The sequence below is a fragment of the Deinococcus roseus genome, from assembly GCF_014646895.1.
GTDB classification, from domain to species: Bacteria; Deinococcota; Deinococci; order Deinococcales; family Deinococcaceae; genus Deinococcus_C; species Deinococcus_C roseus.
Window position 1 is genome coordinate 1 of record NZ_BMOD01000047.1, and the last position, 19,763, is coordinate 19,763.

Sequence of the window (19,763 nt, forward strand, 5' to 3'; positions counted from 1 at the left end):
CTTGATGCTGCAGGATCAGCTTTTCACCGACTCAGAACTGCATCCTTTTCCAAGGGCTGGATAGGTGCAAAATCTCAGCTAATTCCTCGGTGATGCGCTGCACATGCTTTCTAAACACAGCACCCAGTTGGAGGTACTCAGGAATGTGGTCCAGCAGGGCCTGCTGGACCAGTTTCTCTGTGATGGTTTTGCCGACACTTCCACGTAACCACCGGTAACTAGTGATGGTCTGCAGGCTGGCTTCCAGGCTTTGCTGCGCCTGGGCACTGAGGGGTGGGGGCCTCTGGGCTTCTTCCACCCTTTCCCGTTCGGTGAGGTGGTTCTCCCAGTTCAGCAACTGGTCTTGGAGGTACAGGGCGAGGCCTTCCCGGTCCCTGAGGTGCTCATGCAGGTTCATGTCACCACGGTGTCAAAGCGGGGGTAGTAAACGGCCACCTGCTCGATCCCAAATGGGTCTTTCTTTTGCGGTGATTGAAGTGCCAGATCGTCGAGAAGAACGTACAGCACGAGCTGCAGGAAGTGGGTGCGGCTGGGTTTGTGGGTGGCTTTGATTTCGAACAGCGTGTCATCGATGATCAAATCTCCATCTGCGCCACTCAAATTCAGCCAGTGGCTGTGGAACATTGGGTTGAGCAGCCGCTCCTGAACAGGGAAGTGCCTTGGGTGGATGGCGCGCAGGAACTGGTAAAGGTCTTCTCGCACCCTGGGGGGTAAGGGCAAAGAGGTGCTCCTGGAAGCGTCCAGTGCGAACGAAGACTTCCAGGTGAGCAAAGCGCAGTGATGCCTGCCCGTGAGGACAGAAAGACTTCCGACATTCTTTTTTAAGAGGGTTGATGAAACCCAGCCTTTCAGGTGTCTTCTGCGGAACCTCCCACAGCGTCTCCTGATGATGCGAAGAAGATCATCAGCTTTCCTTCCACGACTTGCAGGTCAACCACCATGCCTTCCATCATTTGAAATTGCCCAACGATTTCCTGAGGAAAAAGCAAGACAAGCTCGCCATGCTGGTCCTGCAGAATTGCCGTGTGCAGAGGAATTGTCATGGTTGAACCTCCAGAGGGTGCATTCTTCAGTGTAGGGCTACCCATGGGGTGGGTGAATGAACCCTCCAACCTGAATCCCATGGTTTTTTCAACCTTCAGGCCAGAGCTGCATTTGTGGGGTGCAAGAACAACCGACATGATGAGGTTGGATGGTTTTCATTCTGGTGACGGTCTGACCATGGTCTGAAAAAGGGATGTTGCGCCAGCCAATGTCATTCGGCACTTTTGGTTTTTTTCACATCAAAATGCTGCTTCTGAACACCTGATTTCAGCAGCTCATGGAACATCAGACCATCACAACATGAGGTTCTTTCTGTCCTGGCAGTTCTGTCATTCCAGTTTTAGGACCTTGACAGAGGTACCAGCCTTTTCGCAAGAAGTTCTGTGCTTCTTCAGGCTCGGCCTGAAATATGCCTTCTCAGGATTGTTGTTTTCCAGACGGCTGTTTTGGGTACTGATTCACCTCAGTAAATGGCTCAGGCCTGTGTTTTCAGTGGACAGATAGCAGCCAGAATCGATCAGAGGAGAGAAAGAGGATTCTTCTCTCTCCCCAGGTCACTGGTACTTTGCGAGCATGTCCTCGATTTTGCCAATCAGGGATTCCAGGACCACCCGGTCTTCTGGCGCCATCTTCTTCCAGGTTTTCTTGTAGTTGTCCTGAATGAGGGTTCCCACGGTCTTTTGTTTGCTTGTTGTGGGTAGGATCAGCTTTTGAATGAATTTCTTCAGGTCACTGACCGTGATGCCAGGGTGCTGCAAAGCATGCTGGATGGCTTTCTGGCGCAGCGTGTCATCCTTGATGCGGGCGAGCAACTGGCAGTGGGTGAACGGCAACAGGTTGTCGTTCAGCAGTTGCTGCACTTCCACGGGGTAAGTGAGGGTCGGCAAGCGGGTGGTCACGAAAGTCACGAAAGAGGGGAGGCCCACCCCATCAAAGAGACCCTCAATTTGTGCAATCTGCAACTGGGCTTCTTCGGTCTCGCGGGCATTGTACAGCTGGTTGAGGTGAGCAGCGATGTCCTCGCGGGGCTTTTGCAACTCAGCGGAAAGCAACAGGGTCCCACCAATTGCCTCTTCATAAGCATTCGGGTTGGAGCGCTGAAAGTTCTCAATCAGGCTGATGGTGACTTCGTCCTTCTCGTTGACCACATCATCGAGGACTGCTGCCAGAATCTGGGTTTTCCCGAGGTCCTCATGGGCCTGGAGTCTCCTCTCCCCTGCTATCAGCCGGTATGTGCCGTCCGCTTTGGTTTTCACCAGCACTGGAGTTCTCAGTCCGTGCTTCTCAATGCTCCTGGCCAGGGACTCGCGGGCCTTCTTGTCGAAACTGCGGCGGTGCTGCACCGGGCTGCGTTCGATTTTGGTCAAATCAATGTGGATGATTTTCATGTTGTGCTGCAAAATGCGGTCTTTCTGGCTGCTGGTGATGTTCTTGCCGCCAGACTGCTGGTTGAGGCGACCAATCAAACTCACAGGGTTACCCCCTGATCTGCGCCCACCTGCAGTTGGCCCAGCACAAATTCCGCCATCTGCTGCAGTTCTTCCTGGGCTTCTTTCAGGCCGTGGATTTTGGTTTTGCGTTCCAGGCTGGTCACGGGTTGCATCATGTAAGACGCTGCCTCGTACACCGTTTCCCGCCTGCGGATGCCTTCCGAAAAGAGGGGCACCCCGAGTTCTTCGATGCGTGCACGGAGTTCCCCCTGGAAGTGCACGTTCATGGTGCTGGTGGGGTTGAGGTTGGTGAGCAAATACATGCTGACCTTCAGTCCGGGGTTCAGTGGCTTGATGCGGTCGATCAGGCTGTTCAGGGTCACCAGGCTGGTGTGGCCTTTGACGGTCGGCATCACCGGGCAGATGATGGAATCTGCTGCAATGCAGGCCTGCTGGGAGAGTTTCGCGCCACTCGGTGAGGCATCAATGAACACGAAGTCGTACTGGTGTTCTCTGGCAACGTCCCTCAGGGCGTTGCGGAACTGGAAGATCTCTGGGGTGGCCAGGCGGTCTTCGATGTCCACCAGGTTCAGGTTCGCTGGAATCAAATCAAAGCCGTGCGCATGGTACTGCGGGTGCACCTCCAGCGGCTTGCGGTCCAGCATGGTGGGGAGCACCGTGTGCTCTCTGGGGACATCCCCGAACCCCAGCCATTCGCTGAGATTCGCCTGGCTGTCGAGGTCGACCGCCAGGACTTTGAAGCCCATTTTGGAGAGCTGGTGACTGAGTTCACGGACTGTGGTGGTTTTGGCGGACCCACCGGCGTGGTTGAACAGGGTGTGGATGGACATGGGGCTGAACTCCTTTGCCCGCTGCAACAAAAGCAGGTCTTTGATGGGCACCACAGCGGCAATTTTTTCTTTGTGCTGCGTCACAATCAACCGGTCTCCGGACCGCACTTCGGTGAGGGCCTGGGCAAGGCCTTCCCGCAGGGCCCGAACATTGATTTCTCTGGCAGCCATGAGTGCAGTCTAGGATTTGTGTACGCAAATTGCAAGAAAGGCTGAAGCATGGACAGTCAATGCAAAGCTACTGAGTCAACTCAGTAACGCTAAAATTCAGCAAAAAATCCCGTTTCACACAACAAGAAAAAGAGAAGGTCACACATGCTTTCTGTGTTCCTTCTCCAGACCTCCACCTGCCAGCAACATGCCCACATCGTCTTCACTCAGGTGCAGCTCACCTCCATTCCCACCATGCAACACACTTCTGGACAGGCGGGCTTTTTTCTCCTGCAAAACCAGGATTTTCTCCTCAATGGTGCCACTGGTCACCAGCTTGTAGACAAAAACCGGCTTGTCCTGCCCAATGCGGTAAGCCCGGTCGGTCGCCTGATTTTCCGCTGCTGGATTCCACCAGGGATCGAAGTGAATCACCGTGTCTGCTGCCGTCAGGTTCAGTCCCACCCCACCCGCTTTCAGGCTGATCAGGAAAACTTTCACCTCTCCCGACTGGAAACGTTGCACCTGCTCTGCGCGGTCCACGGTCTGGCCGGTGAGCACGGCATGCTTGACCCCCAGCCTCTCCAACTCCTTCCCCAGCACAACCAGGAGGGAAGTGAACTGGGAGAACACCAGCACCGTGCGCCCTTCTTCCAGCATCCCGGGCAGGGTGTCTTTGAACCACTCCAGTTTCACGGACCGCCTGACCTTGCTGGCCTCTTCCAGCCGAACCAGACCAGGGTGGCAGCACACCTGCCGGAGTTTCAGCAACGCAGTGAGCACATGGATCTGGCTGCTGGCCAGTCCCCGCTTCTCAATTTCAACCTGCAATTGCTGCTGGGTGGCCACCCGGAGGGTCTCATAGAGGTCCCGCTGCTCCCCTCCCAGCTCCAAGGTGATGGTGATCTCGGTTTTGGAAGGGAGTTCTCCTGCCACCTCTCCTTTGGTGCGCCGGAGCATCAGGGGCCGCACCATGCGGGACAGGCGCTCCTGACACAACGGGTCGTCGTCCTTCTCGATGGGATCCCGGTACAGTTGCCGGAATTCCCCTTCGGCAGGCAGCAAATCTGGCATCAGGAAGTGAAACAGGGACCACAACTCCCCCAGGTGGTTCTCAATGGGGGTTCCGGTCAGGCACAGCCGGTGCTGACTGTGCAGGTGCTTAAAGGCCTGACTGGCCCGTCCCCTGGCGTTCTTGATGCGCTGGGCTTCATCCAGCACGATCATATGGTAGGGGTGACGCTCAAGCAACACCTGGTCTTTGACCAGCACCCCATACGTGGTGAACACCACGTCCACCTCCTGGATGTCCCCCATGCGCCGGTGACGGGCCGCCCCATGCAAGGTCAGGGTCCTCAGGCCCGGGGTGAACTTTTCTGCCTCGGCTTGCCAGTTCGGCATCAAACTGGTGGGGGCCACAATGAGCACAGGATGCCGCAGTCTCCCCTGTTCTTTCTCGATCAGGATGTGGGTCAGGGTCTGCAGGGTTTTGCCGAGCCCCATGTCATCGGCAAGGATGCCGTTCATGCCGGTCTCCCTGAGCCGTTGCAGCCACGCCACACCCTGAAGCTGGTAAGGGCGCAGCTCCGCCTTAAGGCCATGCGGAGCCTGCAGTGGAGGCAGGGGTTCAGAGAGCCGCCGCAGGTTTTGAATGAGCCGGAAGGCCTGCTCTGAACCCTTCCACTGCACAACCCCGCTGACACTGGAGAGGAGTCCAGCCCCCATGCGGGGAAGCCAGATGGCCTCCCCACCCTGGTGGTACTCCACAAGCACCCTGAGCAGGGTGTGGATGCGGGTCAACTCCACCCCCAGAAACCGGCCCTCTCCCAACGGAAAGCATTCCAACTGGCCTTCAGCCTTGCCTTCCAGCACCTCCCTGAGGAGGTCTGGGTGGTTCCTGATCCACCTCAGCAAGAGGGGCAGCAGGGAAACCGTTCTCCCAGCCACCTCCACCCCCAATTCCAGCGAGAACCACCCCCCGTCCTCCCTGAGGGTGCCCTGCAAGGGACGCTGGATCACCTCACCCGGGAAGGACCTGTCCACAATCACCTCCCAGTTTTTGCCTTTCAATTCAGGCACCACACGGGTGAGCAGGTAACCCAGGTGTTCTTCCCCCTTGCTCTGGGAGGCATTCTGGAACACCACCCCCTGGTCTCCAGTGGACAGGGGAGAGAGGCCTTGGGCTTGCAAGCATGAAAAGGCCTGCTGTTCGGCCGTCACATCCCGCTCCACCAAAACCAGTTTGTGGCCATCAAAGTGCCGCAAAGCGGGCCGTCCAGTTCTGGCCGGGTACAGCACGTCCACCGTAGGGACCGTGAGGGCGCCGTAATCCACCCGCAGAGACAGCCGGGGGGTGTTTTGCTTGCCCTGAGCCGTTCCCCCCAGCACCGCTTTGAAGGAGGGGACGCCCTTGATGCGCTGAACATTCAAGTGCACCGGGTGAGGGAGGGGAGGACCGTCCAGGCCTTGCAACATGTGCTGGGCCTCCTGGACTTTCTCCGGGACCACAGGAGGAACCGCCAGGAACTGCTGGATTTGATGGCCGGAACAAAGGGTGAGAACCCGGCCGGCTTTGAAGCTCCCTCTGTCCACGTACCAGGCCTGGTCCAGCAACAGCACTTCAGCGGCTGGCTCCACCTGAAACTGGGGGTGCTGGTTGCCCTGAGCATCCACTGTCCAGCCCACCTTTCCTTCCCGTTCCTCCCCTGCCTGCAAAGGGCGGTCCAGGTGCCCTTTGAGGTACAGCAGGCCCCTTTTCAACAGCCGATCCAACACCCAGCCCAGGGGTGTTCTGGGGTGCAGGTGCTGGTCCCCTTTGACGTTCAGCACTTCCCTGAGGAGCCGGCCTTCTTCCTCCAGGGGCAGGTAATGGGTGCGGCCCGGCACCAGCCGCTGGGGCTGGAGCAAGCGGCCCCGCTGGATGGCCCCCAGGTGTGGCTCCAGGCGAGGAGGAGCCAGGTACGGTACCTGCTGACCCAGGTCCAGCACAAACACCAATTGACGCTCTGCGGGAACCGCCTGAGATCTGTCGCCACCCAAAGCACTGTTGGAGGTTGGAGGAACCAGCGTGGCCCGAGAGGAGGAAAGCCCAATCCCAGATGCTCCACCACCCTCCAGCAAAACCCACAGTTTTCCCCAACCCTGGCTTTCCAGGTACTTGCGCACCTCCACAGGGTTCCGTTTGGAGAGCACCTGCAGTTTCACCTGGTGGGCCTCATGGAGCACCCCCCGCTTCTCCCAGCTGGTCCCGATGGTCTTCAAATAAGACTCGTCGGCCATGGAGAGTCCAACAGGGGGCACCTCACCTGGGGGAGAAAACCAGTGGAACAGCAACGCCACCATGTGCTTGCAGGTCCGATGGGGTGGAGTCTTTTGCCAGCAGGTGCAAGACCCGCGGAACTGTGCGGGGTTGAGGGTGAGGCCCACCCGGAATTCCTCCACCACCTCCCGCACCACCCCGGTGACCGTCCGGTCCGCAGGGAGGGGTTTGCAGGACAGCACCTCCCCCTGTTGCTGCAAAGCCTGACCCTCCTTCCAGTCTTGAGGATGAAAATGGATCTGAAAGGTGCGGGCACCGTAACCCGGTGGGGGAGACCAGGTCACCTAAGAATCCTCTGGAGGTGGGCACGAAAAGGCTGAGCACAGGAGCATGGTTCCCTCAGCGTACCTGATGTTGCTGGCTTGTGTGTCCCCTGACCTCCCTTGCTGCTGCAGTCCACTTCATGTCCTCCAGTGACACCTGGAAAGCAGTCCTCAAGCTGCCCTGTGCAGGGTCTGACAGGGGGGGTTCAGAGCCTGTTTTCCAGAAATCCATTTTCCCGGGTCAAGCACCGGGTGAGGAGCAGGCTTTCGTGTCAGGTGAAGGGCACCAGGGCTCTCTCCGTGCGGCAGTCATTTGCATTGGGATGACCCTTCAATTGCCACAGGATCCTGGAGGAGGTGTGGCAAGAGAATGTTGTGGCCGGAAGTGGAAGCGGATTTTGATGTTTCGGTCTTTGCTGTCGACAGACCATCGGAAACCAGGTCCTGAAATACCGCATAACCTGGGGTGTTTTTGCCGGTTCACTGGGAATGGATTGCAGGTTCTTGCTGTGCCAGTTGCATTTTCAGGGTGTCATTCAGCAGGAATCACGTTCAATTTTGGTTCCATGGGGCGAGCGTGCAGCAGTGGTTTTTAAAACCCAGGTCCATCACCCTGCAGTGATGAAACCACCAGTTGTGCTTGCTGTTCACTGTCCAGCATGGCGGTGGAGAACTGCTCGAACATGCTGAGGGCAAAAGCATCATCGTTTTTCAGCCGGTCCAGGAAAGCGTCGAGGTGACGCATGCTCACCCGTTTCCCGAGGCGCTGGGCCAGGAAGGTGACGGTGCCCCGCTTGCCCTCCAGGTCAATGGGGGAGAGCACTTCGGTGGTGGGATTTTTCGGTGGTTTTATAGTGGGCTCTGCCGGTGCAGGGATGGAGGCAGGGAGTTCTTGCAGGGACACCCCAAACTGGTCGGGTTCCTTGAGCATTTTGATGATCAGGCCGGCCGGATTCTCGGGGGTGTAGCCTTTGGAGAGCATCTGCTGGTAGCGACGCACCACGGGTTCCACCAGGTGGGCGTATTCCATGGCGTAGTGACGGGCTTGCACCGGCCAGATGCCGTGGCTTTCCAACAGTTGCACTTTGGCTTTGTCGGGCTCGGGGATCACCCGCGAGTTGAAGCGGTAGATGATGGTCTGGGTTTTGCCCCGCCCTTCAAACTCCACGGCTTTCAGGTAGCCGTTTTCAATCAGTTCTTCGTGGGCGTGATCCAGGCTGCGCCGGATCTTGTCTGAACGGCCACCGAACAGTTTGCACACCTGCCCCCAGATCATCACGTTTTCCTCGAAGGACTCCAACACCATCCCCGGGTCCTGAGGGTCCCTCCTGCGGGCTTCCAGCAGCCTGTAGAGGGCCCGGCTGGTGGGTTGCTTGAGGGCCTTGAGCACGCTGCCATCCACAGGCAGCAGGTAACCAGCCCGCACACTTTCGGTGATCTCCACGGGCAGGGTGATCTGGATGATGCTGCGGTTGGAGAGGTTGGCTTCATCGTCTGAGGTGAAACGCAATTTGTCGATGTGCTTGAAACTCACGGTTTCCCAGCGGGTGTTTTTTTTGTTCAACCAGGCCTGGGACACAAAAAATGCGGAAAGGTAAAGGCGGTGCAGGGATTCCCTGAGGGCGTCATAATTCTGGTTGTTGTCGGTCTTCCCAGACAGCTTGAGGAGTTCATAGGCCGTGACCTGCACCACACCATCTTCAGGCATGTTGTTTTCCACGTACTGGTGGATGATGGCATTGTAAAAATCATTGTCGTTGCCGTGCGGTACCCCGTACTCCTGGTTGCCCAGGCATTCAATCACGGTTTGTCGTCCATTGCGGGTTTCCTCGATCCGCCAGCGCCAGTCTTTCTTGTCGATTTGCCGCTGGATGCTGATGAGGCCCAGGTAGTGAACGTTCATTTCAGCGTAATGGGGCAGAAGTGGGCTGGAGGATGGGGTTTTCTTCACCTTCTTGGGCACAAGGCGATTTTACCCGATTTTGTGTGTTGGTGTTTCTTTTTTAGTAATGAAGTAATACTTGTTTAACTACTGATTGTCATCATCATGTGGGCAAGGCTGTTTGCGTGTCACACAGCTTTTCACCCAGTTTTCACCCCAGGTTATGCGGTATTTTCACCCCAGGTTATGCGGGTTTTTTCGTTGCCTTCTCCCCAGGTTATGCGGTACCCCTCGAAAAAACGCCCCAGGTTATGCGGGTTTTTCCATCTGTTTTTCCCCAGGTTATGCGGCAATTTCTCCCCAGGTTATGCGGTGGTGTTCTGGACAAAAAACGTGGATTTTGCCGTTTTCACCCCAGGTTATGCGGGCTTTTTCGTTGCCTTCTCCCCAGGTTATGCGGTACCCATGAAGTCAAGGGGCCAGAAAGAGGTTTTTGCCTGCTGACAGGCATAGTTGTCAACAAATGCCCCAGGTTATGCGGTAGTGGGACCAACACAAACGCCCCAGGTTATGCGGTAGTGGGATGGGGCAAAGAACCAGGACAGTCAAAAGAACGCACCTCCGCGTTCCAGACGGCAAATTCGTCAAATGGCGGTTCTTTGGTGTGGTGGCCCGGAGGTGCACATTGTGTTGCTCTCAGTCCTCAAAAAAAGGCCACCACCGGGAGAATCCCCCAGGTTATGCGGTGATTTCGGAGCAGATCATGTCGTTTTTTCGTTCCGTACTCCCCAGGTTATGCGGTGACACCAGCAAATGCAGGTTGAGTGCCAGATTGAGCCTGTTTGGTTTTTCTCGGTGTCAAAACCATTTCCTTCGCGTGACATGTCTCAAAACCATACAGCTGCAAACATCCAAAATCACCAAGAAGTGTGTTTCAACCCCTCTCCATTTGGTGGGTCAAACAACCACACCGTCTTCCAGAGCAGTGATCAGATGCTGCACCAACTGGCCTCCCAATTCCGTGCGAGCATACTGCAGGGGCGTTTCTCCCCCCAGAGCAGCATTGGGTGTTTTCAGCCAGGTTCTGGCTGCCTCCTGGGTGCCTGTCAGCTGCATGGCTCGCTCAAACAGGCAGGCATAACGGTAGACACGTTCTGATGCTCGTGCTGTGAGCCGCTGGTTCTTGCGGCGATTGAATAAGTGGAGACCAATGTGCTGTTGAAATGTCACTGGAGTCAGCTCAAGGAGCATGAGCAGTCGAGTCACCGTTTCATGCAGCAGGCCCATTTCCAGTTGCTGGGTCAGATCATGCAGGGACCTGGCTTCCAGTTGCAGAATGTGGGTTCCTGGAAGCCCGAAGACTGGATGTGTTGTGGTGGGATGGTAGCGTTCCAGTCCCATGAAAACCTCCTGCGTGTGAGTCTCACTTCAGTTGGGGTGTTGCGCAGAATAAGAAGAGTGCCTTGGATTTGTCTGATGGAGTTGTTGGTGGGGGCAGTGCAGTTGCAAAGCGTCTGGAAATCAAATTTTACAGGAAGGTGATCAATCCATGGGGTATTCAGCCTCAGCATCGTGCTGCACGTTTTTCTTTCAGCAGGCCATAGGCATATTGAAGGGTAGACGCCGCTCACTCCCAGCATTCCAGAGCAATTTAAAGATGTAATGGCATAATATGCCATTACATCTCCATCAACCATGAAAGCTGTAGCGTTTGATTTTGATCAAGAGGGGTTTGGTGTCCTTCCGGGTGGCCCGGGGGAGGTCCTCATACACCTGGCCCTCAAAACCACGCACCACCACGGCACCGATTTTCACACTGTTGCGGTGACCTCCGCCCATAATGCGGGCATACAGCCTGAATTTTCGTCCTGTGGACACCCGCACCGTCACTGGTTTCCGGGCATGGTAAACCAGCTCTGGACAATACCTGCCATTTGCCTCCACCCCATCCAGGCTCAGGCTGAAGTGAGGGGCATCCAGTTCCTGAAGTTCCTGCAAACGGGCCCGGATGTACGCATCTTTCTCTGACAGCTCCACGGACATCAGGGGCAAGGTTCCTTCACCCATCAGGATTTTGGGTTTGTAGGCCTCCGTGACCCGCACCGTGGCGTTCTCCCAGGTTTCATTGAAAAAAGAGGGCAGCCAGCGGGTGGTGATGCCGACTTCCTGGCACTTTTTGTTCAGTCGCTCTGCTTCCTCCAGGCAGTGCTGGAACTGGGCTTCATCCGGCAGCACAGCCAGAAATCTGGGGTAGGGGACACGCTCGTCCTCTGGGTTCTGATGGTCCAACGCATGCCGCCAGACGGCTTTTCTTCTGAGGTGGTCTTGCAGGTCGAACAGGCTCTGCAGGGGGTGCGTCATGCCTAAGTTTAGCATGTAATGACATAATATATCATTACATGCATTGATCAACCAAAGATAGACGAGGTGACATCGATGGAAATCGAGGTGTGTCCTGTACGATAAATTACTTGACTTTCTGACCTAAGTCAGATTAACGTGTGATTATCCCTAAAATGGCCCGGTGGGAATGCACCGGGAAGGAGCACCATGCCCCCAGATCAAACCAAAAACCACAAAAAACTCCTCACACTCATTCTCCAACTCTCTCAAGAAGGCCCCGTCACCCCCACCCGGCTCACAGAAGCCCTCGGTCTCACCAAACAAACCACATCCTTTCACATCCACTCCCTCCATGAGCAGGGGTACCTGATGTTGGACCGCATCTCCCCCCGGGTGACCCTGCTGAAGGTCAGCGATTACGCCATTCGAAAACTCGGCCTCAAAGACATCCCTCTCCTTGGCGAAGTTGCTGCAGGACAACCCACCCATGCCCACGGCCAGGTGGAAGAAGGCCTGGCCTACATCAGTGACGTGATCACCATCAAACCCGGCGACTATGCCCTGCAGATCCGGGGAGACAGCATGATTGGAGCAGGCATCCTCCCCGGAGACACCATCTTCGTGCGGCCTGACGTGCCCATCGAGGAAGGCGAAATTGCCGTCGTGCTGCTGCCAAGGGAAGACACCGCCACCCTGAAACGCTGGTACCGCAGTGGGGATGATGTGGTGCTGGTGAGCGAAAACCCCCTCTACCCCCCCATGCAATACAAAATCTGGGACATCCAATTGCAAGGCAAACTCATCGGACGCATCGGTGGGGCTCCCGCACGAAAAACCCGGCAGACTAGCTAGGAGAAAAGCATGATCGACCCCCACACCCTTTTCTGCGGAAGTTGCGACGAAAAAGGTTTGGAGTGGGACATCCAGAGAAGCACCGACAACACGGTGGTTCTGCAGTGCCCCCATTGCCACGCCCGCATCCCCTTTGATCTGGACCTGTACCCCGAAGGAGACCTCCGTGATCACCGCACTCAACCTTACCCCCCTGGCCTTCACCACCCTTGAAAAAGGCCCCAAAGCCACCCTGGAGAATGGACGGGTCAAAGCGGTGTGTGAGGAAGCGACAAGGCTGGGGATCGAAGTGGGCATGCCCGCCAGTCTGGTCCTGATCAAAGCCCCACCAGTGCAACTCGCCGAACATTCCAACCCCACCCTCAAAAACCGCTGGCATACCCTGCAGCTGGAATTCTTCCGGTACAGCGTGAACCTGGAAAGCCTCGCTGAAGGCCTGTGCTTGGTTTCCCTGCCAGAAGCCGATGCCCGTTTGATCGCAAAAGAACACGGTGCCAAGGTGGGACGGGGACCCACCCGAGAACTCGCTGTCCTGGCCTCCACTCTTGCTCCATCCGGAGAGGTGCACACCTCTACTGGTCCAGAAGGCATCCCGGTCAGCTCGCTCGCCCTGCTGGGCATCAAAGCAGACACCATCAAGAAACTGCATTTTCTCGGCATCCACACGCTGGACGGCCTCCAGGGCTGGGATCGCAAACAGGCCACACATTACTTCGGCGAGGAGTTCCAGATCATCAAAGGTGTCCTGTTTGAACGCAGGATTTTGGTGGCCAGATTCCAGCCACCCAGAGAAATCACAGCTGCCTTTGACTACGATCAGGACGCTTGCCAGCCTCATGAAATCCAGCCCGTGCTCATCCTGCTGGCGGAAGCCCTGATCAAACGCCTCAGTGGCTGGCAAGCCCGCAAACTGGTGCTGACTGCCCGCACCCTTGCTGGAGAACTCTGGGCCTTGCGCACCATCAAAGATCCCATCCGGCACCCTCGCACCCTCGCACACCTGCTTTCCCTGGCCCTCATGGACACAGGGGCCACCCCTCTGGGCATCTCCCGCATCCATGTCGCATTGCAGGACCTCTACCAGTTGGGTGAACGCCAGACCCTGTTTGAACAGAGGCCCACACCAGAGCAGGCGGTGGCCCGGGTGCATGAACGCTACCCAGGAAAGATGTTTAATTACACCACCAGCAACCCATACGCCCAGGCCAGGGACCTCAACTTCCGCAAAAAGCCAAGGTAGACAAGTGCGCCTGATCATGCAGAAAGCCGAAGTCATCACCCAGGATGGGCAAATTCTGCAGGTGAAATGCCAGGGGAGAACTTACCCTGTGCAGGACACCCTCAGGCACTGGAAATTTGGTGGCCAGTGGTGGCTGGACGGACTGCCGAGAGAATACTACCTGGTGCAGACCCCAACAGGGACCGTGCTGGAAATATTTGAAGAGGTCCTTGAATGGACGCTCAGCGCCATCCAGGATTGAAAGGACACCCCCATGACCCTGAAAGCCCTGCTCACCGTTCACAGCTTTTTCTCTGAGGGGGCCGGTGTCAGCAGCCCGACCCAGCTGGTGAAGCGGGCCAGGGAACTGGGTTACAAGGCCATCGGGTTGGTGGACGACCAGAGCATGGCGGGAGCAGTTGAACTCGCCCAGGCTTGTGAGGAGCAGGGCTTGCTCCCCATCCACGGCAGCACCCTCAACATCACAGCTGAAGTGCTGGGAGAAAGTTTTGCAGCTCCACTGGTGATCCTTTGCACCTCCAGGGACAGTTATGCCGAACTCAACTCCCTGATCACCCAGCTGCATGATGGGCAGGTGGTGCAACCTGCAGACCTCTCCGGCAAGGGTTTCCGGGTTCTCACTGGATCCCGGCAAGGCCTGTTGGCAAGGCTGCTGGTGGAAGGGGACTTCAGGCGGGCCAGAAACTGGGTGCAGCACCTCAAAGCCCTGTTGGGTGGAGACATCTTCATTCAACTCTGGCATGACCTCTATCAAGAAGACGATTCCCTGTCCCGCCTCACCTGCGAACTGGCCCGGGAAGAAGGCATCGAGTGCATGCTTTCCCCAGAGGTGCGTTATGCCACCGAAGACCAGTGGATTGTGCATGATGCCCTGGTGTGTGCACGGCTTGGCATCACCGTGATGGACCCCCATCCCCTCAGGCCGCAAAACGGGGAGCAGTGCATCCGTGATCCTGCCCATTACCTGGAGCGCCTGCCTTCCAGAAAAGCCGCGCACACTGCAAACCTGCTGGCCAGATCCTGCGTCTTCCACCTGCTCCCCGACAAGCTTGAGCTGGCCAACGCCGCCATCCCGGAGGGCTTCAGCCCTTATTTGTGGTTGTTTGCCAGGACCCACACCGCCCTGGAAGAGCGTTACCCACCAGAGCTTCAACAGCAGGCCTCAAAACGCCTCTCCTACGAGCTGGGGGTGATCAGGCGCATGGGGATGGAGAATTTTTTTCTGGTCGCCACCGAAGTCATGGATTTCTGCAAAAGCCGGGGCATCCTGGCCAGTGGTCGGGGCAGCGCAGCAGGCAGCATTGTCTGTTACCTGCTGGGCATCACCATCGTGGACCCCATCCAACTGGATTTGACCTTCGAGCGCTTCCTGGTGGAAGGCTCGAAATCCACTCCGGACATAGACATCGACATTTCCTCAGCCAGAAGGCGTGAGGTGCTCTCGTGGGTGGAAGAGCGGTTCGGGCAGGACAGTTGCGAGGCCATGGTCTGCAACCGGATCACTTACCGCCTCTCTTCAGCCCTGCAGGACCTTTCCCGCGCCCTGGGCCTCCCGCAGCACCAGGCGAATGAACTCACCAAAAGCCTGGGGCGGGATTACCGGCATTTGCGTCCAGCTGACGCTGCAAAAGCACAGGTGATCTTTGATGAGGTGCTGGGCAATTCTCCAGTGAAAGGCAAGCTGATCGATGTGCTATCCCGGATGGACCGCAAAACGGTGCGCCACCTCGCCCCCCACAGTGGCGGGGTGATCCTGGCCCGGCACCCCCTGCACCATTACACCCCGCAGCGCCGATCCTCTGGAGGGATCCGGCACATTGAATTCGACAAGGATGATGCAGAAAGCCTGGGTTTGGTCAAGTTGGATTTGCTCGGTTTACGCATGCTCTCGGCCCTCGAAAATGCCCTGTCAGAGATCGAGCGCATCGAGGACATCAAACTGGACCTGACCACCCTGAAAGATCACCCGAAAGTCTGGTGGCGCATTTCTAGGGGGGACACCCTGACCCTGTTTCAAATTGAAAGTCCCGGTCAAATCCAACTTTCGGTTCGCAACCGCCCAAAGAACATGCTGGAACTGGCGCACCAGATTGCCCTTTTCCGACCTGGACCCATCACCAGTTCCACGGTCCACCCATACCTCCGCAGGAGGGCAGGCAAAGAAGAAATCACTTACCCTCACCCGACGTTGCAGCCCATTTTGTCCCGCACCTATGGGGTGATCCTCTACCAGGAGCAAATTCTTCGCGTATGCCATGATTTTGCAGGGCTGGACTGGGTGACGGCAGACCGGTACCGCAAAAGGCTGGCGAAGTGGGAGGATCCAGAGGAAATCACGCTCCTCAGGGATGAGTTTGTGCAGTCTGCAGTGCAGGCCCATCAATCCTCCAGTCATCCGGTCACGGAGGAGGTGGCCCTGGAGGTCTTTCAGATGTGCGAGAAGTTCAAAGGATATGGCTTCCCTGAATCCCACGCAGCTTCCTTTGCGCGTCACACGTATGCCTCAGCTTTTCTCCGGGAATTCTTTGCTGCAGAATTCATCACTGGGGTGCTGAACCACGAGCCGGGGATGTATGCGAGAAGCACCGTGCTGCAGGAAGCGGCCAGACATGGGGTGCAGATCCTGCCCTTGCACATCCAGTGCTCTGGAGCCCTGTTCACCGTGGAAGTCACGGGAACCCAGCGGGGCAAGCCCCAAAAAAGCATCCGCTTTGGTTTTTGCGGCGTCAAAGGACTCTCGGAAACAGGCATCCAGCAGCTGGTGCTGGAGCGTACAAGGGGAGAATTCCAGACGCTGGAGGATTTCTTTGTGCGGGTGTCCTTGACCTCCAAAGAGTACGAAGCCCTGGTGATCGCTGGGGCTTTTGACCCCTTTCTAGAACGGCGGGAGGCCCTGTTTCAACTGAAAACGCTGCTGAATTCGGTGCGGGGGGGCAGCCAGGCTTTGTTCGTGCCCCAGGTGAAAACCCCAGTTCTGCAGCCCCTGTCTGAGCGGGAGATCTTCAACTGGAACCAGGCTTTGAAGCACAGCCAGGAGAACGGCAAGCATGTGATGGACTTCTACCAGGAGGAACTGTCCGCCATGGGGGTGGTGCCCCTCTCCACATTGAGAGACGGGGAAAAAGTGTGCACGGCTGGGCTGGTGACCCAGCGGCAAATGCCGCCCACTGCGAACGGGGTGGCCTTTTACACGCTGGAATCTTCCCACGGACAGGTGCAGGTGGTGATCCCCCCAGAACTGTGGGACCGGGAGCGGGTGGTGCTCCGCGACGCCCAAATACTCGTGGTCGAAGGTGCGGTGGTCAAACGGGGACGGCACACCGGGATCACGGCTGAAGGGGTGTGGTGCTGGGCCCGCAGGCCTGCCCGGAAGCAAACGCTGGTGTGAAAGGGGTTCGATCACCCGTGATGTGGGTGGTCAGGGAGGCGTATCCTCAACCCTTATACTGCCAGTATGAAGAATAGCCTATGGGTGCTGTTGCTCATGTTTTTGAAAGAGAGCAGCCACAGTCCACTGATTCAAAATGAATTCGCACTCAAAATGAACGCTCTGGGATTGGTCTGCCATGATCCTGTCTGATGCACAGCAGGAACCTTCAACCCCCTGCCTCTCGATTGCCCAGACCTCTCTGCCACCTCACAGTAAGGTCTTTGCTCCATGAAGCAGCTTCCCAACCTGCTGGTGTTTCTGATCACCGGCTGTCTGGGTTTTGTGGCAGCCCGTGCTGGGCTGCCAGAGGATTATCCTCTGGCCCTGCTGGTCATCTTGGTTTGTGCTTACCTGTTTGCCTGGCCTGGTGTGGTGCTTCATGAGCTGGGACACCTGCTGGCCGGGGTGCTGATGGGCTTCAACATGTATCAGTTTCACCTGGGTCGGTACACCTGGCAAAGGCACCCCCACCGTTTCCAGGGGTATCCCACCCCCAAAGGCAACCCCTTCTGGGGATCGGTGGCGGGTTTGATTCACCCTGACTGGTCGGAGGCCAGTTACCGCTGGCGCGCCTTTGTGTTTGTGCTGGGTGGTCCCCTGCTCAACCTGCTGTTGGGGTTGGGGTGTTTCATCTGGATGATGCGCAGCGAGGGGTGGTGGACCCTGGTGCTGCTCATGGCGGTAGCCAACCAACTCAGCATGTTCGTCACCAACATGCTGCCCATCCGGCAGAACAACGATGGCCACCGCATCTTGCAATTGCTCAGGGGTGAGGTGGTGCCCGTTCAGCACCTGATCCAGCGGCATTTTGCTTTGCTGGCCCAGCCGGTGAATTTCAGAACGCTTTCCCCGAAGCCGCTGCAAGAAGCCCTGGAGAAAGGGCAGTTTGCTTCCCTGGAGGTGCCTTTGTTGCAGCTGCTGCATGTGGTCCACCTCAGGCAGCACAACTGGCAGGAAGGCCAGCCGGTGCTGGACCGGCTCAAAACCCTGATGCAGGGTGCAGACGCCCAGCTGGGGCTTAAATTGGATCAGGCGTATTTGAATTTGCGTCACCACCATCAGCCGGAATTGGCCCGTGAGGTGCTGGGCCAGAGTGGACCCAGAGAACTGGAGCCGGGTTTTGCTGTGGTGAAAGCTGCCCTCTTGATGGAAGAAGGCGAGCCTGTGCAGGCCCTGGAGTGCATTCAGGAGATGCGCAAGCGTTTGAAGGCTGGAGGGTATTCCATCTGGCTCAATTCGGTGGACTTCATCTTGCAAGACCTGCAGCATGATGCAGAACTGGCCATGAAGGTAAGGTGACAACTGCCCAACCAGACAGAGGCTTCGCTGGAGCGGTTCTGGGTTTTAGCAGGGGGTGACGGTGAGCCAGCGGTCCGGGCAGGGGATGAGGAGTTTCTGCAGCTCGGTCTGGGGTTGGTCTTCCAGCCATCTCTTTGCTCCTGCCTGACCCAGGATCACCGGTTGGCGGTCGTGGAATTTTTGCACCAGTGGCCCACTGGCGCAGGTGAGCAGGGTGAAAGAGTGGATGAGGCCTTGAGGTCCCTGCCAGAAATCCCATAGGCCTGCGAGGATCAGGGGGCCTCCGGTGCTGCTGTGGATGTGCAACTTGGTTTTGCTCTTGCCATTTTTCTGCCATTCATAGAATCCCGAAACCTCGATGACGCTGCGTTGCCTCTGGAACGCCTTGCGAAAGGTGGGCAGGCGGTGGGCCGTTTCGGACCTGGCATTGAAGGTGCTTTTGTATTTTTGCAGGTCCTCTTCCCCCTGACAGTGCTCGGGGATGAGTCCCCACCTGGCGAGGATAGTCTCCAGATCAATGCTGCCGGGTTTTTTGCGGATGATCGGGTACTGCTGGGTGGGGGCGAGTTCCCCGGAGAAATTCCAGGTGTCGTGGTATTTGATGTTCCAGATCAGGTTTCCGTCGCTGATTCCGTTGATTCTTCCGCACATGGAGGCCTCCTTGTTTTTGCATCTGGGTGTGAAATCAAACTGCCCCCATTGTAGATTATGTTTTTAGCGGAATTCAAGACATGGCTTTTACTCAAAGCCACGGTTCCTTCTGGCAGGTGTCTGGGTGATGGATCCCATTGATGTTGTTGCCACACGAACGCAGGAGCGAAGTTCCACCAGACCACAAAACTTTCCCTGGTGCCTGTGAACCTCAACCCAAAACAAGCCCATTGCTCCAACCCTTCAGGGTGTACAACTCAAGGAGTTGTCGGGTGGCGCAGGGCTCAGGGAGTCCTGCACCAAAGCAATGTGTGGTTGAAGCAACTGCACCTTCAATGTGGGACGAAGACCAATGGAGTGCCAAGGGCACTCTCCGGGACTGACGCACTACGGTGCTGGCCAAGGGCCTTCATCGTCTCCCTGATCTTACTTTAGACACCGGCTCCACCTGGGCGAGGTCCTCGCAGATCAACGGGCAGGATATGAACTCGTCACTGGCTGCCGGGAAGTGCATGCTCCTGGGGGCAATGTGGTGTGCTCCTATGAGGTGGGATGTCCGCTGGGAAAATCTGAACCCAGGCCATAGATTTTGATCTGATCCTGGTTCACGACTCAGCGGTGGTGTTTGGATTGCACGTGATTCACCCAACCGTGTGGGAAGTGGTGGCACAGGTGCACTTCATTCTTGCCGGGCTTTCTTTCTCCAGGCATAGAAAGTGGCTTTGTTGATCCGGTAGTAGCTACAGATCTTGCGGAAGTGCTCCTCACCTTTGACCAGAAATGTAGCAAAGTACTGACGGCGTTCTTGTTGCTGGGATCGGGTCAACCCTGTGGGGTGCCAGGTCATCTCAGCACTGTAGCCTACTCAGTTGTGCGTGGATCAATAAGTGTATTGGTATGCTTTTGTTTTCATTTAAAGAGAGCAATCGGTCGTCCGCTGCGATGATCCCGCAGGGGGCAGGCAAAAAGCAGGGCAGCAGTAAAATTCGACTTGTGAGAACCAAAAAAA

The 19,763-nt window shown here is 56.8% G+C and carries 17 protein-coding genes; 6 read left to right on the plus strand and 11 right to left on the minus strand.

The window, feature by feature from the left end:
* Window positions 1-31 precede the first annotated feature (31 nt).
* The 9 genes from IEY52_RS25560 to IEY52_RS25600 all read right to left on the minus strand — a co-directional run bounded on the left by IEY52_RS25560 (window position 32) and on the right by IEY52_RS25600 (window position 11,300).
* Window positions 32-397 carry a hypothetical protein gene (locus IEY52_RS25560; RefSeq protein WP_189009197.1) on the minus strand — a complete coding sequence of 122 codons (366 nt, stop codon included), beginning with the start codon at window positions 395-397 and terminating at the stop codon, window positions 32-34.
* Window positions 394-720 carry a hypothetical protein gene (locus tag IEY52_RS25565; RefSeq protein WP_189009200.1) on the minus strand — a complete coding sequence of 109 codons (327 nt, stop codon included), beginning with the start codon at window positions 718-720 and terminating at the stop codon, window positions 394-396. The genes IEY52_RS25560 and IEY52_RS25565 overlap by 4 nt, the downstream gene beginning before the upstream one ends.
* A gap of 128 nt (window positions 721-848) precedes the next feature.
* On the minus strand, window positions 849-1,181 hold the full coding sequence (locus IEY52_RS25570; protein ID WP_189009203.1) for a hypothetical protein: 333 nt from the start codon (window positions 1,179-1,181) through the stop codon (window positions 849-851).
* A 417-nt stretch (window positions 1,182-1,598) separates the two neighbouring features.
* Window positions 1,599-2,516 carry a ParB/RepB/Spo0J family partition protein gene (locus tag IEY52_RS25575; RefSeq protein ID WP_189009206.1) on the minus strand — a complete coding sequence of 306 codons (918 nt, stop codon included), beginning with the start codon at window positions 2,514-2,516 and terminating at the stop codon, window positions 1,599-1,601.
* Window positions 2,513-3,496 carry an AAA family ATPase gene (locus IEY52_RS25580; RefSeq protein ID WP_189009209.1) on the minus strand — a complete coding sequence of 328 codons (984 nt, stop codon included), beginning with the start codon at window positions 3,494-3,496 and terminating at the stop codon, window positions 2,513-2,515. Before IEY52_RS25580 ends, IEY52_RS25575 begins: the two co-directional genes overlap by 4 nt.
* A gap of 138 nt (window positions 3,497-3,634) precedes the next feature.
* Entirely contained in the window at window positions 3,635-7,078 is a 3,444-nt protein-coding gene (locus tag IEY52_RS25585) for a DEAD/DEAH box helicase (protein WP_189009212.1), read from the minus strand.
* A gap of 571 nt (window positions 7,079-7,649) precedes the next feature.
* Entirely contained in the window at window positions 7,650-9,020 is a 1,371-nt protein-coding gene (locus IEY52_RS25590; RefSeq protein ID WP_189009215.1) for a replication initiator protein A, read from the minus strand.
* A gap of 876 nt (window positions 9,021-9,896) precedes the next feature.
* Complete coding sequence (locus IEY52_RS25595; RefSeq protein ID WP_189009218.1) at window positions 9,897-10,340, minus strand: Xre family toxin-antitoxin system antitoxin; 444 nt, start codon at window positions 10,338-10,340, stop codon at window positions 9,897-9,899.
* A gap of 288 nt (window positions 10,341-10,628) precedes the next feature.
* Window positions 10,629-11,300 (minus strand): hypothetical protein, encoded by a 672-nt coding sequence (locus IEY52_RS25600; RefSeq protein ID WP_189009221.1) that lies wholly within the window; start codon window positions 11,298-11,300, stop codon window positions 10,629-10,631.
* 189 nt (window positions 11,301-11,489) lie between these two features.
* Here IEY52_RS25600 and IEY52_RS25605 point away from each other — a divergent pair, with 189 nt between their 5' ends.
* The 6 genes from IEY52_RS25605 (at window position 11,490) to IEY52_RS25630 (ending at window position 18,103) form a co-directional block, all read left to right on the plus strand.
* Window positions 11,490-12,134 carry a LexA family protein gene (locus IEY52_RS25605; protein ID WP_229684984.1) on the plus strand — a complete coding sequence of 215 codons (645 nt, stop codon included), beginning with the start codon at window positions 11,490-11,492 and terminating at the stop codon, window positions 12,132-12,134.
* 9 nt (window positions 12,135-12,143) lie between these two features.
* Window positions 12,144-12,347, plus strand: a complete 204-nt coding sequence (locus tag IEY52_RS25610; RefSeq protein ID WP_189009223.1) for a hypothetical protein — start codon at window positions 12,144-12,146, stop codon at window positions 12,345-12,347.
* Window positions 12,301-13,374, plus strand: a complete 1,074-nt coding sequence (locus tag IEY52_RS25615; protein ID WP_189009226.1) for a DNA polymerase Y subunit UmuC family protein — start codon at window positions 12,301-12,303, stop codon at window positions 13,372-13,374. The genes IEY52_RS25610 and IEY52_RS25615 overlap by 47 nt, the downstream gene beginning before the upstream one ends.
* A 4-nt stretch (window positions 13,375-13,378) precedes the next feature.
* The gene (locus IEY52_RS25620; protein WP_189009229.1) at window positions 13,379-13,615 is read left to right on the plus strand and encodes a hypothetical protein; all 237 of its coding nucleotides are present in this window, start codon (window positions 13,379-13,381) and stop codon (window positions 13,613-13,615) included.
* A 12-nt stretch (window positions 13,616-13,627) separates the two neighbouring features.
* A complete protein-coding gene (gene dnaE / locus IEY52_RS25625; protein WP_189009232.1) occupies window positions 13,628-16,762 on the plus strand; it encodes a DNA polymerase III subunit alpha in 3,135 nt (1,044 codons plus the stop codon).
* Between the two features lie 270 nt (window positions 16,763-17,032).
* A complete protein-coding gene (locus IEY52_RS25630) occupies window positions 17,033-18,103 on the plus strand; it encodes a site-2 protease family protein (protein ID WP_189009235.1) in 1,071 nt (356 codons plus the stop codon).
* Window positions 18,104-18,148: 45 nt separating this feature from the next.
* Here the strand turns inward: IEY52_RS25630 and IEY52_RS25635 are convergent, their stop codons facing one another.
* Entirely contained in the window at window positions 18,149-18,754 is a 606-nt protein-coding gene (locus IEY52_RS25635) for an SOS response-associated peptidase (protein WP_229684985.1), read from the minus strand.
* Window positions 18,755-19,433: 679 nt separating this feature from the next.
* Complete coding sequence (locus IEY52_RS25640; RefSeq protein ID WP_189009238.1) at window positions 19,434-19,601, minus strand: hypothetical protein; 168 nt, start codon at window positions 19,599-19,601, stop codon at window positions 19,434-19,436.
* Window positions 19,602-19,763 lie beyond the last annotated feature (162 nt).

Excerpts from the sequence above, each read along its gene's own strand:
- IEY52_RS25560 (WP_189009197.1), bottom strand. The coding sequence starts at position 397 with ATGAACCTGCATGAGCACCTCAGGGACCGGGAAGGCCTCGCCCTGTAC.
- IEY52_RS25630 (WP_189009235.1), top strand. The coding sequence starts at position 17,033 with ATGAAGCAGCTTCCCAACCTGCTGGTGTTTCTGATCACCGGCTGTCTG.
- IEY52_RS25605 (WP_229684984.1), top strand. The coding sequence starts at position 11,490 with ATGCCCCCAGATCAAACCAAAAACCACAAAAAACTCCTCACACTCATT.
- IEY52_RS25640 (WP_189009238.1), bottom strand. The coding sequence starts at position 19,601 with ATGACCTGGCACCCCACAGGGTTGACCCGATCCCAGCAACAAGAACGC.
- IEY52_RS25570 (WP_189009203.1), bottom strand. The coding sequence starts at position 1,181 with ATGTCGGTTGTTCTTGCACCCCACAAATGCAGCTCTGGCCTGAAGGTT.
- IEY52_RS25595 (WP_189009218.1), bottom strand. The coding sequence starts at position 10,340 with ATGGGACTGGAACGCTACCATCCCACCACAACACATCCAGTCTTCGGG.
- dnaE (WP_189009232.1), top strand. The coding sequence starts at position 13,628 with ATGACCCTGAAAGCCCTGCTCACCGTTCACAGCTTTTTCTCTGAGGGG.
- IEY52_RS25635 (WP_229684985.1), bottom strand. The coding sequence starts at position 18,754 with ATGTGCGGAAGAATCAACGGAATCAGCGACGGAAACCTGATCTGGAAC.
- IEY52_RS25600 (WP_189009221.1), bottom strand. The coding sequence starts at position 11,300 with ATGACGCACCCCCTGCAGAGCCTGTTCGACCTGCAAGACCACCTCAGA.
- IEY52_RS25580 (WP_189009209.1), bottom strand. The coding sequence starts at position 3,496 with ATGGCTGCCAGAGAAATCAATGTTCGGGCCCTGCGGGAAGGCCTTGCC.
- IEY52_RS25610 (WP_189009223.1), top strand. The coding sequence starts at position 12,144 with ATGATCGACCCCCACACCCTTTTCTGCGGAAGTTGCGACGAAAAAGGT.